The sequence below is a fragment of the Cupriavidus sp. H18C2 genome, assembly GCF_049393795.1.
GTDB lineage: Bacteria > Pseudomonadota > Gammaproteobacteria > Burkholderiales > Burkholderiaceae > Cupriavidus > Cupriavidus pauculus_C.
In genome coordinates, this window is record NZ_CP186011.1 from 893,882 (window position 1) to 913,472 (window position 19,591).

Genomic DNA, 19,591 nt, shown 5'->3' on the forward strand with positions numbered 1-19,591 from the left:
CATGCCACACCTGTTCGATACCCTGATCCGCGCCGTGATGCTGCTCGACGGCTCGGGCGCCGCGGCCCGCATGGCCGACGTCGGCATCCGCGACGGCCGCATCGCCCGCATCGACGACGCCGGCACCATCGACCCCGACACCGCGTCGCACGTGGTGGGAGGCCACGGCCTGGTGCTTTCGCCCGGCTTTATCGACGTGCACACCCACGACGACACCAACGTCGTGCGCGACCCGGCCATGACGCCGAAGATCTCGCAGGGCGTGACCACGGTGATCGTCGGCAACTGCGGCATCAGCGCCGCGCCGGTGACGCTGGCCGGCGACCCGCCCGACCCGATGAACCTGCTGGGCCGCGCCGACGCCTTCCGCTACCCCGATTTCCGCAGCTACGCCGATGCCGTGAACGCGGCACAGCCATCGGTCAACGTGGCCGCGCTGGTGGGCCACACGGCGCTGCGCAGCAACCACATGGACCGCTTCGACCGCGCCGCCACGGCCGACGAGATTGCCGCCATGCGCACCCAGCTGGAAGAAGCGCTCGCGCACGGCGCGCTGGGGCTGTCCACCGGGCTGGCCTACGCCAACGCCTTCAGCGCCCCCACCGAGGAAGTGCTGGCGCTGGCCGAGCCGCTGGCCGATGCCGGCGCGCTCTACGCCACCCACTTGCGCAGCGAATTTGCCGAGATCCTCGATGCGATGGACGAGGCGTACCGCATCGGCCGCCATGCCCGCGTGCCCGTGGTCATCTCGCACCTGAAATGCGCCGGCGTGCCCAACTGGGGCCGCAGCGGCGAGGTGCTGCAATCGCTCGAAGCCGCGCAGCGCTGGCAGCCCGTGGGCTGCGACTGCTATCCGTACACGGCCAGTTCGTCGACGCTGGACCTGAAGCAGGTGACCAGCGATTTCGACATCCAGGTGACGTGGTCTGAACCGCATCCCGCCATGGGCGGCCGGCTGCTGGCCGACATCGCCGCCGAATGGCAGGTGGACATGATGGAAGCGGCGCGGCGCCTGCAGCCGGCCGGGGCGGTCTACCACTGCATGGAAGACGCCGACGTGGACCGCATCCTGAGCCATCCGGCCACCGTGGTGGGGTCCGACGGCCTGCCCAACGACCCCCTGCCCCATCCGCGCCTGTGGGGCGCGTTTCCGCGCGTGCTGGGCCACTACGCCCGCGACCGCGAGCTGTTTCCGCTGGCGGTGGCCGTCAACAAGATGACGGGCCTGTCGGCCGAGCGCTTCGGCCTGCGCGAGCGCGGCTTTGTGCGCGAAGGCTACTGGGCCGACCTGGTGCTGTTCGACGCGGCCACCATCCGCGACGCGGCCAGCTTCACGGACCCGATGCAGCCGGCCGAAGGCATTGCCGCGGTCTGGGTCAACGGCGAGCTGACCTGGCAGCAGCGCGCCGCCACCGGCGTGCGCGCCGGACGCTTCCTGCCGCGCGGCGGCGCGGCCGCGTCCCATCCCTAATTCCCAAGCATCCGAGAAACAGGAGTTTTCATGGACATCAAGCGATTTGGCGTCGAAGGCGGCACGGGCCAGGGTGGCTCGCACATGCCCTTCGCGCGCGCCGTGCAGGCCGACGGCTGGCTCTACGTGTCGGGCCAGGTGCCGATGGTCGACGGCGAGGTGGTCGAGGGCAACATCGTCACCCAGACCCACCAGGCCATCCGCAACGTGCTGGCCATCCTGGCCGAAGCCGGCTACGGCCCCGAACACGTGGTGCGCTGCGGCGTCTGGCTGGACGACGCCCGCGACTTCCCGTCGTTCAACAAGATCTTCAAGGAATACTTCGGCGCCAATCCGCCCGCCCGTGCCTGCGTGCAGTCAAGCATGGTGGTGGACTGCAAGGTCGAGGTGGACTGCATCGCCTACAAGCGCCCCTGAGCGCCACGTAGCGCCACGTAGCCCCCCCAGCGCCACCGAGCGCGCCGCCGGCGAGCCAGCCGGCCACATCACGATTTCATTCACCCGCCGCGTACGCAGATTGCGGCTTTTTTCATAGCGGAAGCGGACCGTCCGTCAGGCCGGCGCCCGCCACAAGGAGACGAGACATGGGTGCCGTAACCGGAACCACGCTCTTGATTTACGCGCTGATCGCCGTGATCGCGCTGGTGATCCTGATCGCCAAGTACAAACTGAATCCGTTCATCACGCTGGTGGTGGTCTCGGTGGCCCTGGGCTTTGCCGTGGGCATGCCGATGGGCGACATCGTGAAGTCGTTCGAGGCCGGCGTGGGCGGCACGCTGGGCCATATCGCGCTGGTCATCGGGCTGGGCACGATGCTCGGCAAGATGATGGCCGAATCGGGCGGCGCCGAGCGCATCGCGCTCACGCTGATCAACTTCTTCGGCGAAAAGAACGTGCACTGGGCCATGGTGGTCATCGCGTTCATCGTCGGCCTGCCGGTGTTCTTCGAGGTCGGCTTCGTGCTGCTGATCCCCATCGCGTTCAACGTCGCCAAGCGCACGAACACGTCGATGATCCTGGTGGGCATTCCCATGGTGTGCGGCCTGTCCGTCGTGCACGGCCTGATCCCGCCGCACCCGGCCGCGCTGCTGGCCGTGCAGGCGTACGGGGCGGACATGGGCCGCACCATCCTGTACGCGCTGATCGTGGGCATTCCCACGGCTGTCATCGCCGGCCCGCTGTTCGCCAAGCTGATCGACCGGCACGTGAAGCTGCCGGCCGTGAACCCGCTGGCCGAGCAACTGACCGAGGAAGCCGATTCGGCCAAGTCGGGCAACCTGCCGGGCTTCGGCATCACGGTGCTCACCATCCTGTTGCCGGTGTTCCTGATGCTGATCGGTAGCTGGGCGGACCTGATCACCACGCCCAAGACGTTCGCCAACGACTTCCTGAAGCTGATTGGCAACTCGGTGATGGCGCTGCTGATCGCCACGCTGTTCAGCTTCTACACGTTCGGCAAGGCGCGCGGCTTCAACCGCGACATGATCCTGAAGTTCACGAACGAGTGCGTGGCGCCGACCGCGATCATCACGCTGGTGGTGGGCGCCGGCGGCGGCTTTGGCCGCATCCTGCGCGACTCGGGCATCTCCACGGCCATCGTCGACGTGGCCACGCACGCCAACGTGTCGGTGCTGGTGCTGGGCTGGCTCGTGGCAGTGATGATCCGCATCGCCACCGGCTCGGCCACGGTTGCCATGACCACGGCTGCCGGCATCGTCGCCCCGATCGCGGCCAGCGTGCCGGGCACCCGCCCCGAACTGCTGGTGCTGACCACGGGCGCCGGCTCGCTGATCCTGTCCCACGTCAACGACGGCGGCTTCTGGCTGGTCAAGGAATACTTCAACATGACCGTCGCCCAGACGTTCAAGACGTGGTCCGTGGCGGAGACGATCATCTCCGTGGTGGCCCTGCTGTTCACGCTGGCCCTGGCGACGGTGGTCTGAAGTCCTCGCTCCCCTCTCCCGCCCGCGGGAGAGGGGCTGGGGGTGAGGGCCGGCGTCCCAGGATGCGACTGTCGGCAATTCGAACCTCAACGCCCTCACCCCCGACCCCTCTCCCGCAATGCGGGAGAGAGGAGCCAACCACCCCGGTCGGCGTAGCACCCCCCGCCGTACAACATTCCCCGACTGGCACAAAACCGCCCGCGCCTCTACACTCCCTGATCGATGCAGCCGCCCGATGCTGCACTTTCACGGGAGACCTTCCATGACGTTCAGTCTGCTGCGGCGCGCCATGCTGGCGTGCGGCGCCCTTGCCGTCCTTGCGCATGTCCCGCTGTCCCACGCCGCCGACCCGGTCAAGATCGGCCTGATCGCGCCGTTCTCGGGCAGCTTTGCCGACTACGGCAAGCAGATGGAAGGGGGCATCAAGGCGTGGCAGAAGCTCCACGGCGACACGGTGGCGGGCCACAAGCTCCAGATCATCGTCAAGGACACCACAGGCCCGGTGCCCGAGGTGGCCAAGCGGCTGGCGCAGGAACTGGTGGTGCGCGACAAGGTGGACATCCTGGCCGGCTTCGGCCTGACGCCCGAGGCGCTGGCCGTGGCGCCGATTGCCGAGCAGGCCAGGAAGCCGATGGTGATCTTCAACGCGGCCTCGTCGGTCATCACGACCAAGTCCAGCTACATCGCCCGCGTGTCGATGACGCTGCCGCAGATCTCGGCGCCGATGGCCACCTGGGCGGTGCGCAACAACATCCGCAAGGTGATGACGCTGGTGGCCGACTACGCGCCCGGCATCGACGCCGAGACCGCGTTCAAGACCAATTTCCTGGGCGGCGGCGGCCAGATCGTGGAATCGATCCGGGTGCCGCTGCGCAACCCCGAGTTCGCGCCATTCATCCAGCGCATCAAGGACGCCCGTCCAGAAGCGGTGTTTCTGTTTCTGCCCGCCGGCGAGCAGGGCGTGGCATTCATGAAGGGCTTCCGCGAACGCGGGCTGGCCGACGCGGGCATCCGCGTGATTGCCACCGGCGACCTGACCGACGACCACGTGCTGCCGGCCATGGGCGACGCCACGCTGGGCGTGATCACATCGTTCCACTATTCGGCCGCGCACGATTCGAAGGAGAACAAGGCGTTCCTGAAGGCGTTTGCCGAGGCCAACCCGGGCGCGGGGCGGCCCAACTTCATGGCCGTGGCCGCCTACGACGGCATGGCCGCCATTGCCGAGGCGCTGAAGAAGACCGGCGGCGCCACCGACGGCGACAAGTTCCTGGGCGCGCTCAAGGGCATGAAGCTGCAGAGCCCGCGCGGGGCCATCACGATCGACCCGGCCACGCGCGATGTGATCCAGACCGTCTATATCCGCAAGGTCGAAAAGGTCAACGGCGAGCTGTTCAACGTGGAGTTCGACAAGTTCGCGGACGTGAAGGATTCCGGCAAGTAGCCGCCCGGCCATCGAAATCTTTCATCGCGATCTCGGGATTGTGCATTTCCCTTGGCGCAAAAGCTGTCCTACCCTTGTCTGGCGGCGCCTGCCCGGGCCGCCACACAAGAACTCCGGAGACATCACGATGAAGAGCTCAGCCATCGCCATGGCCGCGTCGTTGGTCGTGGCCGCTTCACCCCTCCTCGCAGCCCCTGCCGACAACCTGCAGAAGCTCCAGAACTTCAAGCAGACCGGGGCCGCGCCCGCCGAGAAGATCGCCCAGGACGGCAAGAAGGCCGACGCCCTGCGCGAGAACCTGAAGACCATCAAGCTGCCGCAAGGCTTCAAGATCGAACTGTTCGCCGTGGTGCCCGAGGCGCGCCACATGGCCGTCGAGCCATCCACCGGCGTGGTGTTCGTCGGCACCCGCAAGAACCGCGTCTGGCAGGTGACGGACCGCACCAAGCGCCGCGTGGCCGACGACGTGGTCCAGTTCGCCAGCGCCATCACGTTCAAGGTGCCCAACGGCGTGTGCTTCTCGCCCGACGGCATCCTCTACGTCGTCGAGCAGAACCGTGTGCTCGGCTTTCCGGCCGCGCAGTTCTTTGGCGAAGGCGGCCCGGACGTGGCCGCCGCCGTGGTGGTGCCGCAGGGCAAGCTGATCCCGGCCGAATTCGAGAGCTTCAACCACGGCGCGCGGGCGTGCCGCGTGGGCCCCGACGGCAAGATCTACATCGCGCTGGGCCAGCCCTGGAACGTCCCGCCGAAGGACAAGCTGGCCGCGCTGAACAAGAACGGCATCGCCGGCATCATCCGGGTGGGGCAGGACGGCAAGAACCGCGAGAACTACGCGCTGGGCGTGCGCAATTCCGTGGGGCTCGACTTCAATCCGGCCGACAAGACCCTGTGGTTCACCGACAACCAGGTGGACGGCATGGGCGACGACCAGCCGCCCGGCGAGCTGAACCGCGCCACCAAGGCCGGCCAGAACTTCGGCTTCCCGTGGTACGGCGGCGGCAAGGTCCGCACCGTCGAGTACAAGGACCAGGAACCGCCCAAGGACGCGGTCTTCCCGGTGGTGGAATACGCCGCCCACGCGGCCGACCTGGGCATGTCGTTCTATACCGGCAAGATGTTCCCGGCCAAGTACCAGGGCGGCGTGTTCGCGGCCGAGCACGGGTCGTGGAACCGCACCAAGCCCATCGGCGCGCGCATCGTCTACACGGCCGTCAAGCCCGATGGCAGCGCCGGCGAGACCGAGGTCTTTGCCGAAGGCTGGCTGACGCCGAACGGCGAATACATCGGCCGCCCCGTGGACGTGCAGCAGCTGCAGGACGGCTCGCTGCTGGTGTCGGACGACTACGCCGGCGCCATCTACCGCATCTCGTACTCGGGCGCGAAATGACCGGTCCGCTCGTCAGGCACCCCACCTTGCGCGCCGCCGCGCTCCTGCTGCTGGCGGCGGCGTTGTGCCCGCCCGCGCTGGCCGCCGACGCCAAGGCCGGCCGGGCCAAGGCCATGCAGTGCCAGGCGTGCCATGGCCTGGACGGCAAGTCAAAGCTGCCCGAGGCACCCCATCTGGCCGGCCAGGTCGAGGCCTACCTGGCCAAGGCGCTCAAGGACTACAAGACCGGCGCGCGCAAGGACGAGATGATGACGATGATGGCCAAGCCGCTGTCGGACGCCGACATCGCCAACCTTGCGGCCTTCTACAGCAGCCTGCCGCCCTAGCGCGCCACTGCCCTACCCCTGCCGCACCGTCACCAGCCGGTCCAGCAGCGCCCGGTCGGCCAGCAGGCTGGCGCTGTCGGACCGGTGCACCACGCGGCCGCGATCCAGCACCAGCGCCTGCCGGGTCATCGCCAGCGCCATCCGGGCATGCTGCTCCACGACGATCACGGCCATGCCGCCGTCGCCGATCAGCGTGGCAATCGTCCGCTGCAGCTCCTGGACGATGATCGGCGCCAGCCCCTCCAGCGGCTCGTCCAGCAGCAGCAGCGCGGGGTTGGTCATCAGCGCCCGGGCGATTGCCAGCATCTGCTGCTCGCCGCCGGACAACTGGTTGCCAAGGTTGCGCCGGCGCTCTTCCAGCCTGGGAAAGGCCCGGTAGACGCGCGGGATGTCCCACGGCCCCGGCCGGGCCACGGCGGCCAGATGCTCCTCGACCGTCAGCGACGGAAACACCCAGCGCTCCTGCGGCACCCAGCCGATGCCGGCCTGCGCACGCCGGTGCGGCGGCGTGCGGCCCAGTTCGCGGCCCTGCCAGAACACCTTGCCGCCGCGCACGCGCGTGAACCCCATCAGCGTGGCCAGCAGCGTGCTCTTGCCCACGCCGTTGCGGCCCAGCAGCGCCAGGCTGTCGCCGGCTGCCAGCGACAGGTCCACCTGTTCCAGCACCACGGCGTCGCCGTACCCGGCGCGGATGCCCTCCACGCGCAGCAGTTCAATCATGGGCGGCCTCCCCCAGGTAGACCTCGCGCACACGCGAATCGGCGGCAATCTCGGCCGGCGTGCCTTCGGTCAGCACGCGGCCGCCCACCAGCACCGTGATCCGCTCGGCAAAGCGGAAAACCAGGTCCATGTCGTGCTCGATGAACAGGATCGTGATGTCGCGCGGCAGCGCGGCAATCACCGCGAACAGTTCGGCGCTCTCGCCGGCCGGGATGCCGGCGGCGGGCTCGTCAAGCAGCAGGATCGACGGCCGCGTGGCCAGCGCCAGCGCCATCTCCAGCAGCCGCTGCTTGCCGTACGGGAGCTGGCGGGTCTCGGTATCGGCATCGCGGTCCAGGCGCAGCAGCGCCAGCAGCGCCATGGCCTCGTCGACCAGGGCGGCCTGCGACGCCACCGTGCGGGCCCAGATCCGCGCCGCGCCGGTGCGCTCGGCCACGGCCAGCACCACTGATTCGAGCACCGTCAGCCCGGGGAACAGCGTGTTGATCTGGAACGTGCGCGTCATGCCCAGCCCCACGCGCGCGTGCTGCGGCAGGCCCGTGATATCGCGGTCGCCCAGCCAGATGCGGCCGGCCGTGGGCGGCAAGGCGCCGGTCAGCAGGTTGATGAACGTGGTCTTGCCGGCCCCGTTCGGGCCGATCAGCGCATGGCGCGCGCCCGGCGCGAAATGCAGCGAGATATCGGTATTGGCGGCAAAGCCGCCCCAGGACTTGCACAGCCCCTCGGTGCGCAGCGCGGCGGTCATGCGTCGGCCTCCTGTTCCAGCGCGGCCCGTGCACGGCGGCGCGACGTCCACGCGTCCACCGCCCCCATCACGCCGCCCCGCGCGAACAGCACGATCAGCACCAGCAGCAGCCCGATCCAGAATTGCCAGTACACCGGGTTGATGCCGGCCAGCACGTCCTGCGCGATCATGAACAGCGCGGCGCCCACCAACGCGCCGTAGAGCCGGCCCGTGCCGCCCAGCACCAGCATCACCAGCAGTTCGGCCGAGCGCGGAAAGCCCAGCACGTCCATGCCGACGAACTGCGTGGTCTGCGCCAGCAGCCCGCCCGCCACGCCCGCGATGGCCGCCGACACCGTGAACACCGCGCGCAGCCGCTGCGGCACGTTGGCGCCCAGCGCCGGCATCCGCCGCGCGCCTTCGCGCACGCCGCGCAGCGACAGCCCGAACGGCGACGCCACGATGCGCCGCACCACCACGAACAGCAGGAACAGCACCACCAGGCTGTACACGTAGGCGGTCTTGCCGAACAGGTCGAATTCGAACAGGCCCAGCAGCGGCTGCATCGTCACGCCCGACAGCCCGTCCACGCCGCCGGTCACGAACGCCGCCTTGTTGGCGGCCTCGAACAGCATCAGGCCGATGCCGAGCGTCACCATCAGGCGCGTAAGGTCGCCGCCGCGCACCACCAGGAAGCTGCACAGCCAGCCCGCGAACGCCGCCACGCCAGCGGCGGCCAGCAGCCCGGACACCGGCTCGCCCCAGCCATGCGCGCCGAGCAGGCCGGCCGTGTAGGCGCCCAGCCCGAAGAACGCCGCATGGCCCAGCGAGACGATGCCCGCGTAGCCGAGGATCAGGTCCAGCGACAGCGCGAACAGGCCGACAATCAGGATCTGGCTGCCCAGGATCAGGTAGCCGGGCAGCGCGAAGAATGCCGCCACCGGCACCAGCCAGAACACGATCTCGGCCGCATGCCAGCGGGCGTCGGGCAGGCGATGGGAAGACGTCACGCGCGTCATGCCGGGCGCCTCCCGTACAGGCCGGCCGGAAACGCCACCAGCAGCAGCACCATCATCGCGTAGATCACGAACGCGCCCACGGCGGGCACGTAGTATTTGCCGGCCACGTCGGCCACGCCCAGCACCATCGCCGCCACCAGCGATCCGCGGATGCTGCCCGCACCGCCCACGGCCACCACCAGCAGGAAGTACACCATGTACTTGAGCGGGAAGGTGGGGTCCAGCCCCAGCACGTCGATGCCAAGCCCGCCGCCCAGCCCGGCCAGCCCGGACCCCAGCGCGAAGGTCAGGCTGAACACGCGGTCCACGTCGATGCCCAGCCCGCTGGCGGCCTGCTGGTTGTCCACGGCCGCCCGCACCTGCGCGCCAAAGCGCGTGCGGGCCACCAGCCAGCCCAGCGCCAGCGTGATGACCACGACCACGGCCAGCAAGAACAGGCGGTAGGCGCCCAGGTCGAGCCCGGCCACCCGCACCTGGCCGATCAGAAACGCCGGCAGCGTCACGGGCTGCTGGCCGGGGCCGAACAGCCACGTGGCGCCGGCCATCGCCATGAACGTCAGGCCGATGGAAAACAGCACCTGGTCGAGATGGCTGGCACGGTAGAGCCGGCGGTAGAGCGTGCGCTCCAGCAGCCAGCCGGCCAGCGCGGCGGCCACGAACGCCACCGGCAGCGCGGCCAGGAACGGCACGCCCGCGCGGTTCATCGCCACCACGGACACGTAGCCGCCCAGCATGGCAAACGCGCCGTGGGCAAGGTTGACGAAGTTCATCAGGCCCATCGTCACCGACAGGCCGATGCTGATCAGGAACAGCAGGCTGCCGTATGTCACGCCATCGAACAGCACGCCGGGCAAGCTCGATATCACGATCGGTTCCTCTCCATGGGTGGGTGGCCGCCGCCGATTGTTCAGTGGGCGCCGCTTTTTTGCAATCGGGCCGGACCCGCGCGGCGGCCCCGTACGGTCCGGTTTACATCGCCCCGCGCTCGCGCTAAGGTCCTCTGGACCCGACCGCCGAAGGATTGCCATGCCGATCGACCGCCGCACCTTTCTGGGGATCACCGCCACGCTTGCCGCGTGCCCGGCCGGCCAGGCCCTGGCCGCCAGCGCCCAGGCCGCCACCGTGGACGCGCCAATGCGCCGCAAGATCCCGGGCACCACCGAGCAGTTGCCGGTGATCGGCATGGGCACGGCAGACACGTTCAACGTGGGCAAGGGTAGCGACGACCGTGCGCCGTTGACGGAGGTCATGACCATGCTGCTGCAGCGCATTCCGCGCGCCGTGGTGGATACCGCGCCCAGCTACGGCAACGCCGAGACCGTGACCGGCGACCTGCTCCAGGCCGCCAACGCGCGCGGCAAGGTGTTCCTGGCAACCAAGGTGTCGTCGAGCGCGTCCGGCACCGTGGCCCAGTTCACGGAATCGCGCGTGGACCTGCGCTCGGACAGCGTGGATTTGCTGCAGGTGCACAACCTGATCGACTGGCGCGACAACCTGCGCATCCTGCGGCAGCTCAAGGAACAGGGCAAGACGCGCTATATCGGCATCACCCACTACCGCGACGACGCCCACGACCAGCTCGCGCAGATCCTGCGCACCGAGAAGGTCGACTTCCTGCAGGTCAACTACTCGCTGGCCGAGCGCAACGCCGAGAAGACACTGCTGCCGCTGTGCGAGGAACGCGGCGTGGCCGTGCTGGTCAACCGCCCGTTCCAGGACGGCCGGCTGTTCGCGGCCGTGCGCGGCAAGCCGGTGCCCGACTGGGCCGGCGAGATCGACTGCAACTCGTGGGGCCAGCTCTTCCTGAAGTTCATCGTCAGCCATCCCGCCGTCACGGCCGCCATCCCGGCCACGTCGAAGCCGAAGAACATGGCCGACAACCTGGGCGCCGCGTTCGGCCGCATGCCGGACACGCGCGAGCGCGCGCGCATTGCCGCCGCGCTGGCGTAGCGGGCCGCCGATGGACGCTCACGACCCGCTGCCCGACGCCCCGCGCACCGGCCGCCTGCTGGGCGTGCGCGCGGGCGAGATGCCGGCCGTGGCGGGCGCCTTCCTGTTCTTCTTCTGCCTGTTCGCCAGCTATTTCATGCTGCGCCCCGTGCGCGAGACGATGGGCATCGCCGGCGGCGTGAAGAACCTGCAGTGGCTGTTCACGGCCACGTTCGTGGTCATGCTGGTGGCCATCCCGTTCTACGGCGCCTGCTGCAAATGGCTGCCACGGCGGCGCTTCGTGCCGTGGGTCTACGCGTTCTTCATCGCCAACCTGCTGGCGTTCGCCCTTGCCACGCGCGCCATGCCGGACAGCGTGTGGCTGGCGCGCGTGTTCTACGTCTGGCTGTCGGTGTTCAACCTGTTCGTGGTCTCGGTGGCGTGGAGCCTGATGGCCGACGTGTTCCGGCCCGAGCAGGCGCGGCGGCTGTTCGCGCTGATCGCGGCCGGCGCCAGCGCGGGCGGGCTGGCGGGGCCGGTACTGGGCGGATGGCTGGTCGCCAGCATCGGGCTGACCGGGCTGATGCTGCTGTCGGCGGCGCTGCTGGCCGCCACGCTGCCCGGCGCGGGTTTCCTGTTCCGCTGGCGCAGGCGGCACGGCGCCGGCGCCCCCGGTGCGCATGGCGCCAGCGACGCCGCGCCGGGACCCGACCCTTCCCGGCCCGTGGGCGGCGGGCTCTGGGCGGGGCTGGTGCTGGTGGCACGGTCGCGCTATCTGCTCGGCATCGGCCTGTTCGTGATCCTGCTGGCCACGGCCAGCACGTTCCTGTATTTCGAGCAGGCTCGGCTGGTGGCCGAGGCGTTCCCGTCGCGCCAGCAGCAGACGCAGGTGTTCAGCGCGCTGGACGCCACGGTGCAGGCGCTGACCATCCTCGTGCAGGTGTTCTTCTCGGGCCGCGTGGCGCGGCGCCACGGCGTGGCGGCGCTGCTGACGCTGGTGCCGCTGGCCGTGGCCGGGGGCTTCGTGCTGCTGGCGATCTGGCCGACGTTCGGCGTGCTGGCCGGCGTAATGATCCTGCGCCGCGTGGGCGAATACGCGATGCTGCGGCCGGGCCGCGAGATGCTGTTCACCGTGGTCGACCCCGAGACCAAGTACAAGGCCAAGAACGTGATCGACACCGCCGTCTACCGCGCCGGCGATGCGGTCAGCGCGTGGGTCAAGACGGCCATCGACGCGCTCTCTGGCCACCCGGCCACCGTGGCGCTGGCCGGCGCGCTGCTGGCGCTGGGCTGGGCCGCGCTGGGCTGGTGGCTCGGGCGCCGGTACGCGGGCCAGCTTTCCGCTGCCGCGCCAGCCCCGGCGCGACTCGCCCGCCCGTCGACGGGCAGCCGATAATCGCTCACCTGTCTGGCCGCAGCGTGCCGATGGCCGTATAGTCTTGGCCTGTCGGCGCGCCGCTGGCCGCCCCATCCATCTGCACAGGAGTTGCCCCATGAAGACCAAAGCCGCCATCGCCTGGAAAGCCGGCGCCCCGCTGACCATCGAGGAAGTGGATCTCGACGGCCCGCGCGCCGGCGAGGTACTCGTCGAGATCAAGGCCACGGGCATCTGCCATACCGATTACTACACGCTGTCCGGCGCCGATCCGGAAGGCATCTTCCCGGCCATCCTGGGCCACGAGGGCGCGGGCATCGTCACCGATGTGGGCCCGGGCGTGACGTCGCTGAAGCCGGGCGACCACGTGATTCCGCTCTACACGCCCGAATGCCGCCAGTGCAAGTTCTGCCTGTCGCGCAAGACCAACCTGTGCCAGGCCATCCGCGCCACGCAGGGCAAGGGCCTGATGCCGGACGGCACGTCGCGCTTCTCGATCGACGGCAAGCCGGTCTTCCACTACATGGGCACGTCCACGTTCGCCAACCACATCGTGGTGCCGGAGATCGCGCTGGCCAAGATCCGCCCGGACGCCCCGTTCGACAAGGTCTGCTACATCGGCTGCGGCGTGACCACGGGCGTGGGCGCGGTGCTGTTCACGGCCAAGGTGGAGGCCGGCGCCAACGTGGTGGTGTTCGGGCTGGGCGGCATCGGCCTAAACGTGATCCAGGCCGCGAAGATGGTGGGCGCCGACAAGATCATCGGCGTGGACATCAACCCGGGCCGCGAGGCCATGGCGCGCAAGTTCGGCATGACGCATTTCGTGAACCCGAAGGACGTGGGCAACGTGGTGGACCACATCGTGCAGCTTACCGATGGCGGCGCCGACTACTCGTTCGAATGCATCGGCAACACGCAGGTCATGCGCCAGGCGCTGGAGTGCTGCCACAAGGGCTGGGGCAAGTCGATCATCATCGGCGTGGCCGAGGCCGGCGCGGAGATCTCCACGCGCCCGTTCCAGCTTGTCACGGGCCGCGAGTGGAAGGGCTCCGCGTTCGGCGGCGCACGCGGCCGCACCGACGTGCCGAAGATCGTCGACTGGTACATGGAAGGCAAGCTCAACATCGACGACCTGATCACCCACACGCTGCCGCTGGACCGCATCAACGAGGGCTTCGACCTGATGAAGCGCGGCGAGTCGATCCGCTCCGTGGTGCTGTACTGAGGACGGGCCCATGGAACTGCTGAGCGAACACGGCTGCCACGGAGGCGTGCAGCGCTTCTACCAGCACCAGTCGGCGGCCATCGGGCTGCCGATGCGGTTCTCGGTCTACCTGCCGCCGCAGGCGCTGGCCGCCGATGCCGGCCGCCTGCCGGCGCTGTTCTTCCTGGCCGGGCTGACCTGCACCGAGGAAACGTTCGCGATCAAGGCCGGCGCCCAGCGCCACGCCGCCGAGCACGGCCTGATCCTGGTGGCACCGGATACCAGCCCGCGCGGCGCCCACGTGCCGGGCGAGGCCGACGCGTGGGACTTCGGCGTCGGGGCCGGCTTCTACGTCGATGCGGTGGAAGCACCGTGGCGCATGCACTGGCGCATGGAAAGCTACGTGGCCGACGAACTGTTCCACCTGGTCACCAGCGACCTGCCGGCCGACCCTGCCCGCGTGGGCATCTTCGGCCATTCAATGGGCGGCCACGGGGCGCTGACGCTGGCGCAGCGCTACCCGCAACGCTTCCGCTCGGTCTCGGCCTTCGCGCCAATCGCGGCGCCGTCGCAATGCCCGTGGGGCGTCAAGGCATTCACCGGCTACCTGGGCGAAGACCGCACCCGCTGGGCCCAGCACGACGCCACCGCACTGATGGCCGCCCAGCCCTCGGCCCCGTTCCCGTCCGGCATCCTCATCGACCAGGGCCTGGCCGACAAATTCCTGGCCGAGCAGCTCTACCCCGAAGCCTTCGAGGCCGCCTGCGCCAGCGTGGGCCAACCCCTGACCCTGCGCCGCCACGCGGGCTACGACCACGGTTACTACTTCATCAGCACGTTCATCGCCGACCATGTGCGGCATCATGTTGAGCGGCTTTGAGACACCCGCCGGGATTCAAGGCTTTGCAAGCTGGCCCAGGAATGCCTCGGCCATCTGCAGGCAGTCATCGTAGTCCCGCCAGAACTCCCGGCGGCGGATCTGGCTGAACTGTTCGCGCATCAGGTCGGGACGGGCCTTCAGGCGGGCAAGGAACGTTTCCGCATGGCGCAGCAGGAACGGTGCGGCTGCGCGCAGCGCGTCGGGCTCGGCGTCAATCACGGCCGCGAGGTCGAACAGGTCGCGGGCCTGCCCGCTGTAGCCACGGTGATAGAGCTTCTTGGCGACGATCTCCGCCGCGGTTTCCACCCGCACCTGCCGCCCCATGATTTCCCAAAGCTCGAATGGCTCGTCGGTGAGGTTGACGGCGGCGACGACATCGATCTCGCCGGCATCCAGCACCAGCCGGACATAGTTGGCCTGCTCGACGTAGTCGCCGGTAATGGCCTCGGCCACGGCACTGAGCCGAGGCGTCATGAAGCCGAGGTACTGCGGATCGGGGACGAACAGGTCAATGTCGAACGAAAGCCGATGGTCGTAGCGGAGCATCAGCACCGTGCCCCCGCCGAACGTCCAGAACGGCTCGACGCCGCCGTGGACCTTCACCTCGTTCATGAGCGCAAAGGCATGCGGGAACAGCCCCTCCCAGACCTCGCCGGTCAGCGCCTGGACGCGCGTCACAGTCATGTCCACAGCCCGTCGCGGGTAGCAGTGGTGGCCCGCGCCAGACTACGTACGTTCTTCCAGATCTCCGCCGGTTTCCGACCATGCTTGCGGGCGACTTCGGCCACCGCCCGGACCAGCAGTTGCAGCGGCGCTTCATCCAGCACCTGTGCAATGTGGGCGACATACCCGTCCGGCACGACGCCCGTCGCCAGGGCCTGGTCCAGTTGCGCGGGGGTGAAGTTGCCGGCATAGCTGACATTGGCGCCGCGGGCCGCCATCCATAGCGCCCGGTCGGGGCGTGCGGCCGACTCGGCAACGAGGGCGGGTTCGGAGATCGAGATAGAGAGGCCGAGGATGTCGAGCAACCTGCAGAGGTTATCCAGTGTCACGTTGACCGTGCCGCGTTCGATACCGTTGAGCGATTGGCGGGACAGCCCTGCCATCGCGGCAAGCTGCTGCTGCGTCAGGCCGAGTGCCTTGCGCTGGCGTTGGAGCGGAAGCATCAATTGTCTGGTGTCCATGAGCGGGGGCGGCTTGCTGGATTTGTGTCAAGTATAGTTGACGTTTACGGAGTCGACCAGGCTTGCAGCCGCACCGCTCGTCGGCACGGAGCGTATGATTTCCGCTCCGCCCACCCCCTTGCCACCATGACCGCCCCCGCCCCCGCCCCCCTTCCCCCATCGTCATGCTGTCCGCCCGGCAGCTTTCCCAGGCCATTCACGCGCGGCAGGTGTCGTGCGAGGAGGTGATGCGGGCCTATCTGGCGCATATTGCGGCCGTGAATCCGGGGGCGAATGCCATTGTCGCGTTGCAGGACGAGGCGGGGTTGCTGGCCGAGGCCCGCGCGGCCGATGCGGCGCTGGCGCGCGGGGAATCGGCGGGATGGATGCACGGCATGCCGCAGGCGCCGAAGGATCTGGCGATGACGCGCGGCATCCGTACGACCTATGGGTCGCCGATCTTCCGCGACAACGTGCCGGCCACCGATTCCGTCGTGGTGGAGCGCGTGCGGCAGGCCGGCGCGATCCTGATCGGCAAGACCAACACGCCCGAGTTCGGGCTGGGGTCGCACACGTTCAACCCGGTCTATGGGCCGACGCGCAACCCCTACGACCCGACGCGCTCGGCCGGCGGCAGCAGTGGTGGCGCGGCGGCGGCGCTGGCGTTGCGGATGCTGCCGGTGGCCGATGGCAGCGACTTTGGCGGGTCGCTGCGCAATCCGGCCGGGTTCTGCAACGTGTTCGGCTTCCGGCCGTCGATGGGTCGCGTGCCGTACGGCCCGACGCCCGAACTGTTCCTGCCGCAACTGGGCTGCGAGGGACCGATGGCGCGCACGGTGGAGGACCTGGCGCTGCTGCTAGGCACCCAGTCCGGCCCCGACGACCGCACGCCGCAGGCCCTGCCGGCGGATCCGGTACTGGCGACGCTGTCGCCAGCCAACGTGCGCGCGGCGCTCGATGTCGACCTGACCGGCAAGCGGGTGGCGTGGCTGGGCGACTGGGCCGGCTACCTGCCGATGGAAGACGGCATCCTGCAGCTCTGCGAACAGGCGCTGCGGTTCTTCCCCGATTTCGGCGTGCAGGTGGATGCCATCGCGCCGCCCTACCCGCCCGAGAAGATCTGGCAGACCTGGCTGGTGCATCGCCACTTCCTGACCGGCAACGCGCGCATGGCGCTCTACACGAACCCGGCCACGCGCGCGCAGCTCAAGCCGGAAGCGATCTGGGAGATCGAGGGCTCGCTGGGACAGACGGCCAGTGAGCTGTATGCGGCGAGCGTGCAGCGCAGTGCGTGGCACCAGGCGCTGCAGCGCACGTTCCAGCAGTTCGACTACATCGCCGTGCCAACCGCGCAGGTCTTTCCGTTCGACGTCACGCAGCACTGGCCCAGATCGATCGCCGGGCGGCCGATGGATACCTATCACCGCTGGATGGAAGTGGTCGTGGCATGGACGCTGTCGGGCTGCCCCGTGATCAGCGTGCCAGTCGGCTTCAACGCCGACGGCCTGCCGATGGGCATGCAACTGATCGGCCGTCCCCGCGACGACCTGAGCGTGCTGCGGCTGGCGGCGGCTTATGAAAAGGTGCGGGATTGGGTGGGCAGCCGGCCGCCGGTGGCGGTGGCGGGGTAAGGAGAGCGCAGGGTCAAGCCACCCGCCGCAACGGCCTGGCCGCGCCCGGAAACAACGGCGCGGCGCGTTCCGCTGCCAGCTTGATCCGTTCGGCCAGCGCGCCGTTGCCGATCTCGTGGCCGTCGAAGTCGCCGGTCGATGCGTAGACGCCGATCGGCAGCGTCAGCGCCTGCAGGAAGCTGAACAGCGGGCGCAACTGATGTTCCAGCACCAGCGCGTGGCGGTCGCTGCCGCCGGTGGCGGCCAGCAGCACCGGCTTGCTGGCCAGCGCATCCACGCCGACCAGGTCGAACAGATGCTTGAAGTGGCCAGGGAACGATCCGCGATAGACCGGCGCGGCCGCGATCAGCAGGTCGGCCGATTCGATGGCCGCCAGTTGGGCCTCTATCTCGGCGGGCAGCTCCTGGCGCGTCAGCGCGCCACCGAGCGGGCGGGCAATCTCGCTGAGGTCCACGACATGGGTATCGAGCGCAAGCCGCTGCGACAGCTCGGCCAGCAGCGCCTGCACCAGCACCAGCGTGCGCGAGGGTCGATGGGCGCTACCGTTGACGGCGACGACTTTCAGGGGCGTGGACACGGGCGATTCTCCGATGCGCAAGGGGCGATCGGCATACCTTAGCGCCGCAGTACGCCGGCGGGAACGAACCAATTCAACTATCCATAGATGCAAAAACGGCAGCGCCGGCCGAAGCCGGGGCTGCCGCGTCGCGGGGCGGGCGTGAAACGTCGCTCAGAACGACGGCACCATCGCGCCCTTGAATTGCGTCTTCATGAACTGACGTACTTCCTCGGACTGGTAGGCGGCCACGAGCTTCTTGACCCACGGCTTGTCCTTGTCCTGCGTGCGCACGACGATGACGTTGGCGTACGGGCTGCGGATGTCTTCCAGCGCGATGGCGTTCGTCGTCGGCTGCAGGCCGGCGGCCAGCGCGTAGTTCGTGTTGATCACGGCGGCGGCCACGTCGGGCAGCGCGCGGGCCAGCTGGGCAGCGTCGAGTTCGACGATCTTGATCTTCTTGGGATTCTCGGCGATGTCGAGCGGCGTGGCGTTCACGCCATTCGTGCCGACGCCGGGCTTGAGCTTGATGACGCCCTGGGCGGCCAGCAGCAGCAGCGCGCGGTTTTCGTTCGACGGATCGTTCGGCACGGCAACCTTGGCGCCCGGCTGCAGGTCCTTGGGCGACTTCAGGCTCTTCGAGTAGATGCCCAGCGGCGAGATGTACGTGTAGCCGACGCTGACCATCTTGTAGCCGCGCTGCTTGATCTGGCTGTCGAGGTACGGCTGGTGCTGGAAGCTGTTGGCGTCCAGGTCGCCGGCGTCCAGCGCGGCGTTCGGCTGCACGTAATCGTTGAATTCGACGATCTTGACGTTCAGGCCGTTTTTCTTGGCCACCTTCTGCACCACCTGCCAGACTTCGGCGTCGGGGCCGCTGACGGTGCCAAGGCGCACCGTCTGTTCCTGGGCCGCCGCGTTGCCGGCAGCCATCACACCCAGCGCCACGGTAGCGGCGGCCAGGGTCTTCGTGATCGAGAGCATCTTCATAGGTCTTGTTTTTTCCTGTGAATCGAGGAGCGGCGCACCGGGTAGGTGCGGCCGAGGCGCAAGCTTACCGCAATGTTCCGGGTGCCGAGGGGGCGCCAGCGGGCCCGCAACCGTGTAAACTCCCCGCTTTTTCCGATTCTGGCGACATGACGCAAGTGCCACAGCGCACGGGCCTCAGCGGCCCGAAACTGGTGCGCCTGCTGGCGCGCCTGACCGACGCCGGGGCCCCCGGCGCCGCGCCGTCGCTGTCCGCGGAGATCAGCCGCTGGCTGGGCTGGACCGATGCCATCGCGCTGTCCGCCGCGCTGAACGGCAGCCCGCCCGAAGTGGCGTCCGGAGCGCCCGCCGCGCGCGGCCTGGCGGGCGAGGCGGCCGGCCGGCACGTACGCGCGACGCTGACCGCCGCCATCACGGGGCAAGGCGCCGCGTCGGACAGCCGCCGCAGGATGCCGGCGCGCCTGTCAGCGCCTGACGCGGCCGAATCCGACTTTGCCGACCATCGCCAGCGCTACGTGGCGCTGCAGCAGCAGATGGAGCGCGAGATCGGCGGCCTGCGGGCGCGGCTGCGCACGTCGCTGGCCGCGCGCACGCCGCAGGCGGGCCGGCTGGCGATGCTCGACACCGTCATGGAACAGGTGCTGGGCGCGCGCGAGCAGGCCGTGCTTGCCGCCGTGCCGGGGCTGCTGGAACCGCATTTCACAAGGCTGCGCGCCGCGGAGGGCGCGTGGCTCAACGTATTTCGTACGGACATGCAGAGCGTGCTGCTGGCCGAGCTGGAAATTCGCTTCCAGCCGGTGGAAGCGCTGCTCGCGGCCCTGCGCGATACCTGACC

Annotated in this window: 20 protein-coding genes; 12 read left to right on the forward strand and 8 right to left on the reverse strand. The window is 69.1% G+C overall.

The window, feature by feature from the left end; all coding sequences use genetic code 11:
• Position 1: 1 nt before the first annotated feature.
• The 6 genes from EPAKOI_RS20580 (at position 2) to EPAKOI_RS20605 (ending at position 6,571) form a co-directional block, all read left to right on the forward strand.
• Positions 2-1,471: an N-acyl-D-amino-acid deacylase family protein gene (locus EPAKOI_RS20580; protein ID WP_423194488.1), complete on the forward strand. Its 1,470-nt coding sequence runs from the start codon at positions 2-4 to the stop codon at positions 1,469-1,471.
• A gap of 30 nt (positions 1,472-1,501) precedes the next feature.
• The gene (locus EPAKOI_RS20585) at positions 1,502-1,888 is read left to right on the forward strand and encodes a RidA family protein (RefSeq protein ID WP_124686447.1); all 387 of its coding nucleotides are present in this window, start codon (positions 1,502-1,504) and stop codon (positions 1,886-1,888) included.
• A 167-nt stretch (positions 1,889-2,055) separates the two neighbouring features.
• Positions 2,056-3,414 carry a GntP family permease gene (locus tag EPAKOI_RS20590; RefSeq protein WP_124686446.1) on the forward strand — a complete coding sequence of 453 codons (1,359 nt, stop codon included), beginning with the start codon at positions 2,056-2,058 and terminating at the stop codon, positions 3,412-3,414.
• A 262-nt stretch (positions 3,415-3,676) separates the two neighbouring features.
• Positions 3,677-4,858, forward strand: a complete 1,182-nt coding sequence (locus tag EPAKOI_RS20595) for an ABC transporter substrate-binding protein (protein ID WP_423194489.1) — start codon at positions 3,677-3,679, stop codon at positions 4,856-4,858.
• A gap of 148 nt (positions 4,859-5,006) precedes the next feature.
• Positions 5,007-6,245 carry a PQQ-dependent sugar dehydrogenase gene (locus tag EPAKOI_RS20600; protein ID WP_253700375.1) on the forward strand — a complete coding sequence of 413 codons (1,239 nt, stop codon included), beginning with the start codon at positions 5,007-5,009 and terminating at the stop codon, positions 6,243-6,245.
• On the forward strand, positions 6,242-6,571 hold the full coding sequence (locus tag EPAKOI_RS20605; RefSeq protein ID WP_124686443.1) for a c-type cytochrome: 330 nt from the start codon (positions 6,242-6,244) through the stop codon (positions 6,569-6,571). Before EPAKOI_RS20600 ends, EPAKOI_RS20605 begins: the two co-directional genes overlap by 4 nt.
• Before the next feature lie 12 nt (positions 6,572-6,583).
• On the opposite strand, the gene EPAKOI_RS20610 is transcribed toward EPAKOI_RS20605, so the two are convergent.
• Genes EPAKOI_RS20610 through EPAKOI_RS20625 form a run of 4 tightly spaced genes read right to left on the reverse strand, consistent with a single transcriptional unit; the run spans position 6,584 to position 9,897 of the window.
• A complete protein-coding gene (locus EPAKOI_RS20610; RefSeq protein ID WP_423194490.1) occupies positions 6,584-7,291 on the reverse strand; it encodes an ABC transporter ATP-binding protein in 708 nt (235 codons plus the stop codon).
• Entirely contained in the window at positions 7,284-8,036 is a 753-nt protein-coding gene (locus EPAKOI_RS20615) for an ABC transporter ATP-binding protein (protein ID WP_423194491.1), read from the reverse strand. The genes EPAKOI_RS20610 and EPAKOI_RS20615 overlap by 8 nt, the downstream gene beginning before the upstream one ends.
• Complete coding sequence (locus tag EPAKOI_RS20620; RefSeq protein ID WP_423194492.1) at positions 8,033-9,034, reverse strand: branched-chain amino acid ABC transporter permease; 1,002 nt, start codon at positions 9,032-9,034, stop codon at positions 8,033-8,035. The genes EPAKOI_RS20615 and EPAKOI_RS20620 overlap by 4 nt, the downstream gene beginning before the upstream one ends.
• Positions 9,031-9,897, reverse strand: coding sequence for a branched-chain amino acid ABC transporter permease (locus EPAKOI_RS20625; protein ID WP_409558990.1), 867 nt, complete (start codon positions 9,895-9,897; stop codon positions 9,031-9,033). Before EPAKOI_RS20625 ends, EPAKOI_RS20620 begins: the two co-directional genes overlap by 4 nt.
• 163 nt (positions 9,898-10,060) lie before the next feature.
• Between EPAKOI_RS20625 and EPAKOI_RS20630 the strand changes: the two genes are divergently transcribed.
• The 4 genes from EPAKOI_RS20630 to fghA all read left to right on the forward strand — a co-directional run bounded on the left by EPAKOI_RS20630 (position 10,061) and on the right by fghA (position 14,422).
• Positions 10,061-10,984 (forward strand): aldo/keto reductase, encoded by a 924-nt coding sequence (locus tag EPAKOI_RS20630; protein ID WP_423194493.1) that lies wholly within the window; start codon positions 10,061-10,063, stop codon positions 10,982-10,984.
• A gap of 10 nt (positions 10,985-10,994) precedes the next feature.
• Entirely contained in the window at positions 10,995-12,359 is a 1,365-nt protein-coding gene (locus EPAKOI_RS20635; RefSeq protein WP_423194494.1) for an NTP/NDP exchange transporter, read from the forward strand.
• 97 nt (positions 12,360-12,456) lie between these two features.
• Complete coding sequence (locus EPAKOI_RS20640) at positions 12,457-13,563, forward strand: S-(hydroxymethyl)glutathione dehydrogenase/class III alcohol dehydrogenase (RefSeq protein ID WP_124686436.1); 1,107 nt, start codon at positions 12,457-12,459, stop codon at positions 13,561-13,563.
• Between the two features lie 10 nt (positions 13,564-13,573).
• The gene (fghA, locus tag EPAKOI_RS20645) at positions 13,574-14,422 is read left to right on the forward strand and encodes an S-formylglutathione hydrolase (protein ID WP_423194495.1); all 849 of its coding nucleotides are present in this window, start codon (positions 13,574-13,576) and stop codon (positions 14,420-14,422) included.
• Positions 14,423-14,437: 15 nt separating this feature from the next.
• Here the strand turns inward: fghA and EPAKOI_RS20650 are convergent, their stop codons facing one another.
• Positions 14,438-15,106 (reverse strand): nucleotidyl transferase AbiEii/AbiGii toxin family protein, encoded by a 669-nt coding sequence (locus EPAKOI_RS20650; RefSeq protein ID WP_313836042.1) that lies wholly within the window; start codon positions 15,104-15,106, stop codon positions 14,438-14,440.
• Positions 15,103-15,606, reverse strand: coding sequence for a helix-turn-helix domain-containing protein (locus EPAKOI_RS20655; protein ID WP_423194496.1), 504 nt, complete (start codon positions 15,604-15,606; stop codon positions 15,103-15,105). Before EPAKOI_RS20655 ends, EPAKOI_RS20650 begins: the two co-directional genes overlap by 4 nt.
• Positions 15,607-15,770: 164 nt before the next feature.
• Here EPAKOI_RS20655 and EPAKOI_RS20660 point away from each other — a divergent pair, with 164 nt between their 5' ends.
• Entirely contained in the window at positions 15,771-17,216 is a 1,446-nt protein-coding gene (locus EPAKOI_RS20660) for an amidase (RefSeq protein WP_423194497.1), read from the forward strand.
• Positions 17,217-17,229: 13 nt separating this feature from the next.
• Here the strand turns inward: EPAKOI_RS20660 and msuE are convergent, their stop codons facing one another.
• Both msuE and EPAKOI_RS20670 read right to left on the reverse strand, forming a co-directional pair.
• Positions 17,230-17,793 (reverse strand): FMN reductase, encoded by a 564-nt coding sequence (msuE, locus tag EPAKOI_RS20665; protein WP_423194498.1) that lies wholly within the window; start codon positions 17,791-17,793, stop codon positions 17,230-17,232.
• 153 nt (positions 17,794-17,946) lie between these two features.
• Complete coding sequence (locus tag EPAKOI_RS20670) at positions 17,947-18,759, reverse strand: MetQ/NlpA family ABC transporter substrate-binding protein (protein WP_423194499.1); 813 nt, start codon at positions 18,757-18,759, stop codon at positions 17,947-17,949.
• Between the two features lie 146 nt (positions 18,760-18,905).
• Between EPAKOI_RS20670 and EPAKOI_RS20675 the strand changes: the two genes are divergently transcribed.
• On the forward strand, positions 18,906-19,589 hold the full coding sequence (locus tag EPAKOI_RS20675; RefSeq protein ID WP_423194500.1) for a DUF3348 domain-containing protein: 684 nt from the start codon (positions 18,906-18,908) through the stop codon (positions 19,587-19,589).
• The last annotated feature ends 2 nt before the right edge of the window (positions 19,590-19,591 follow it).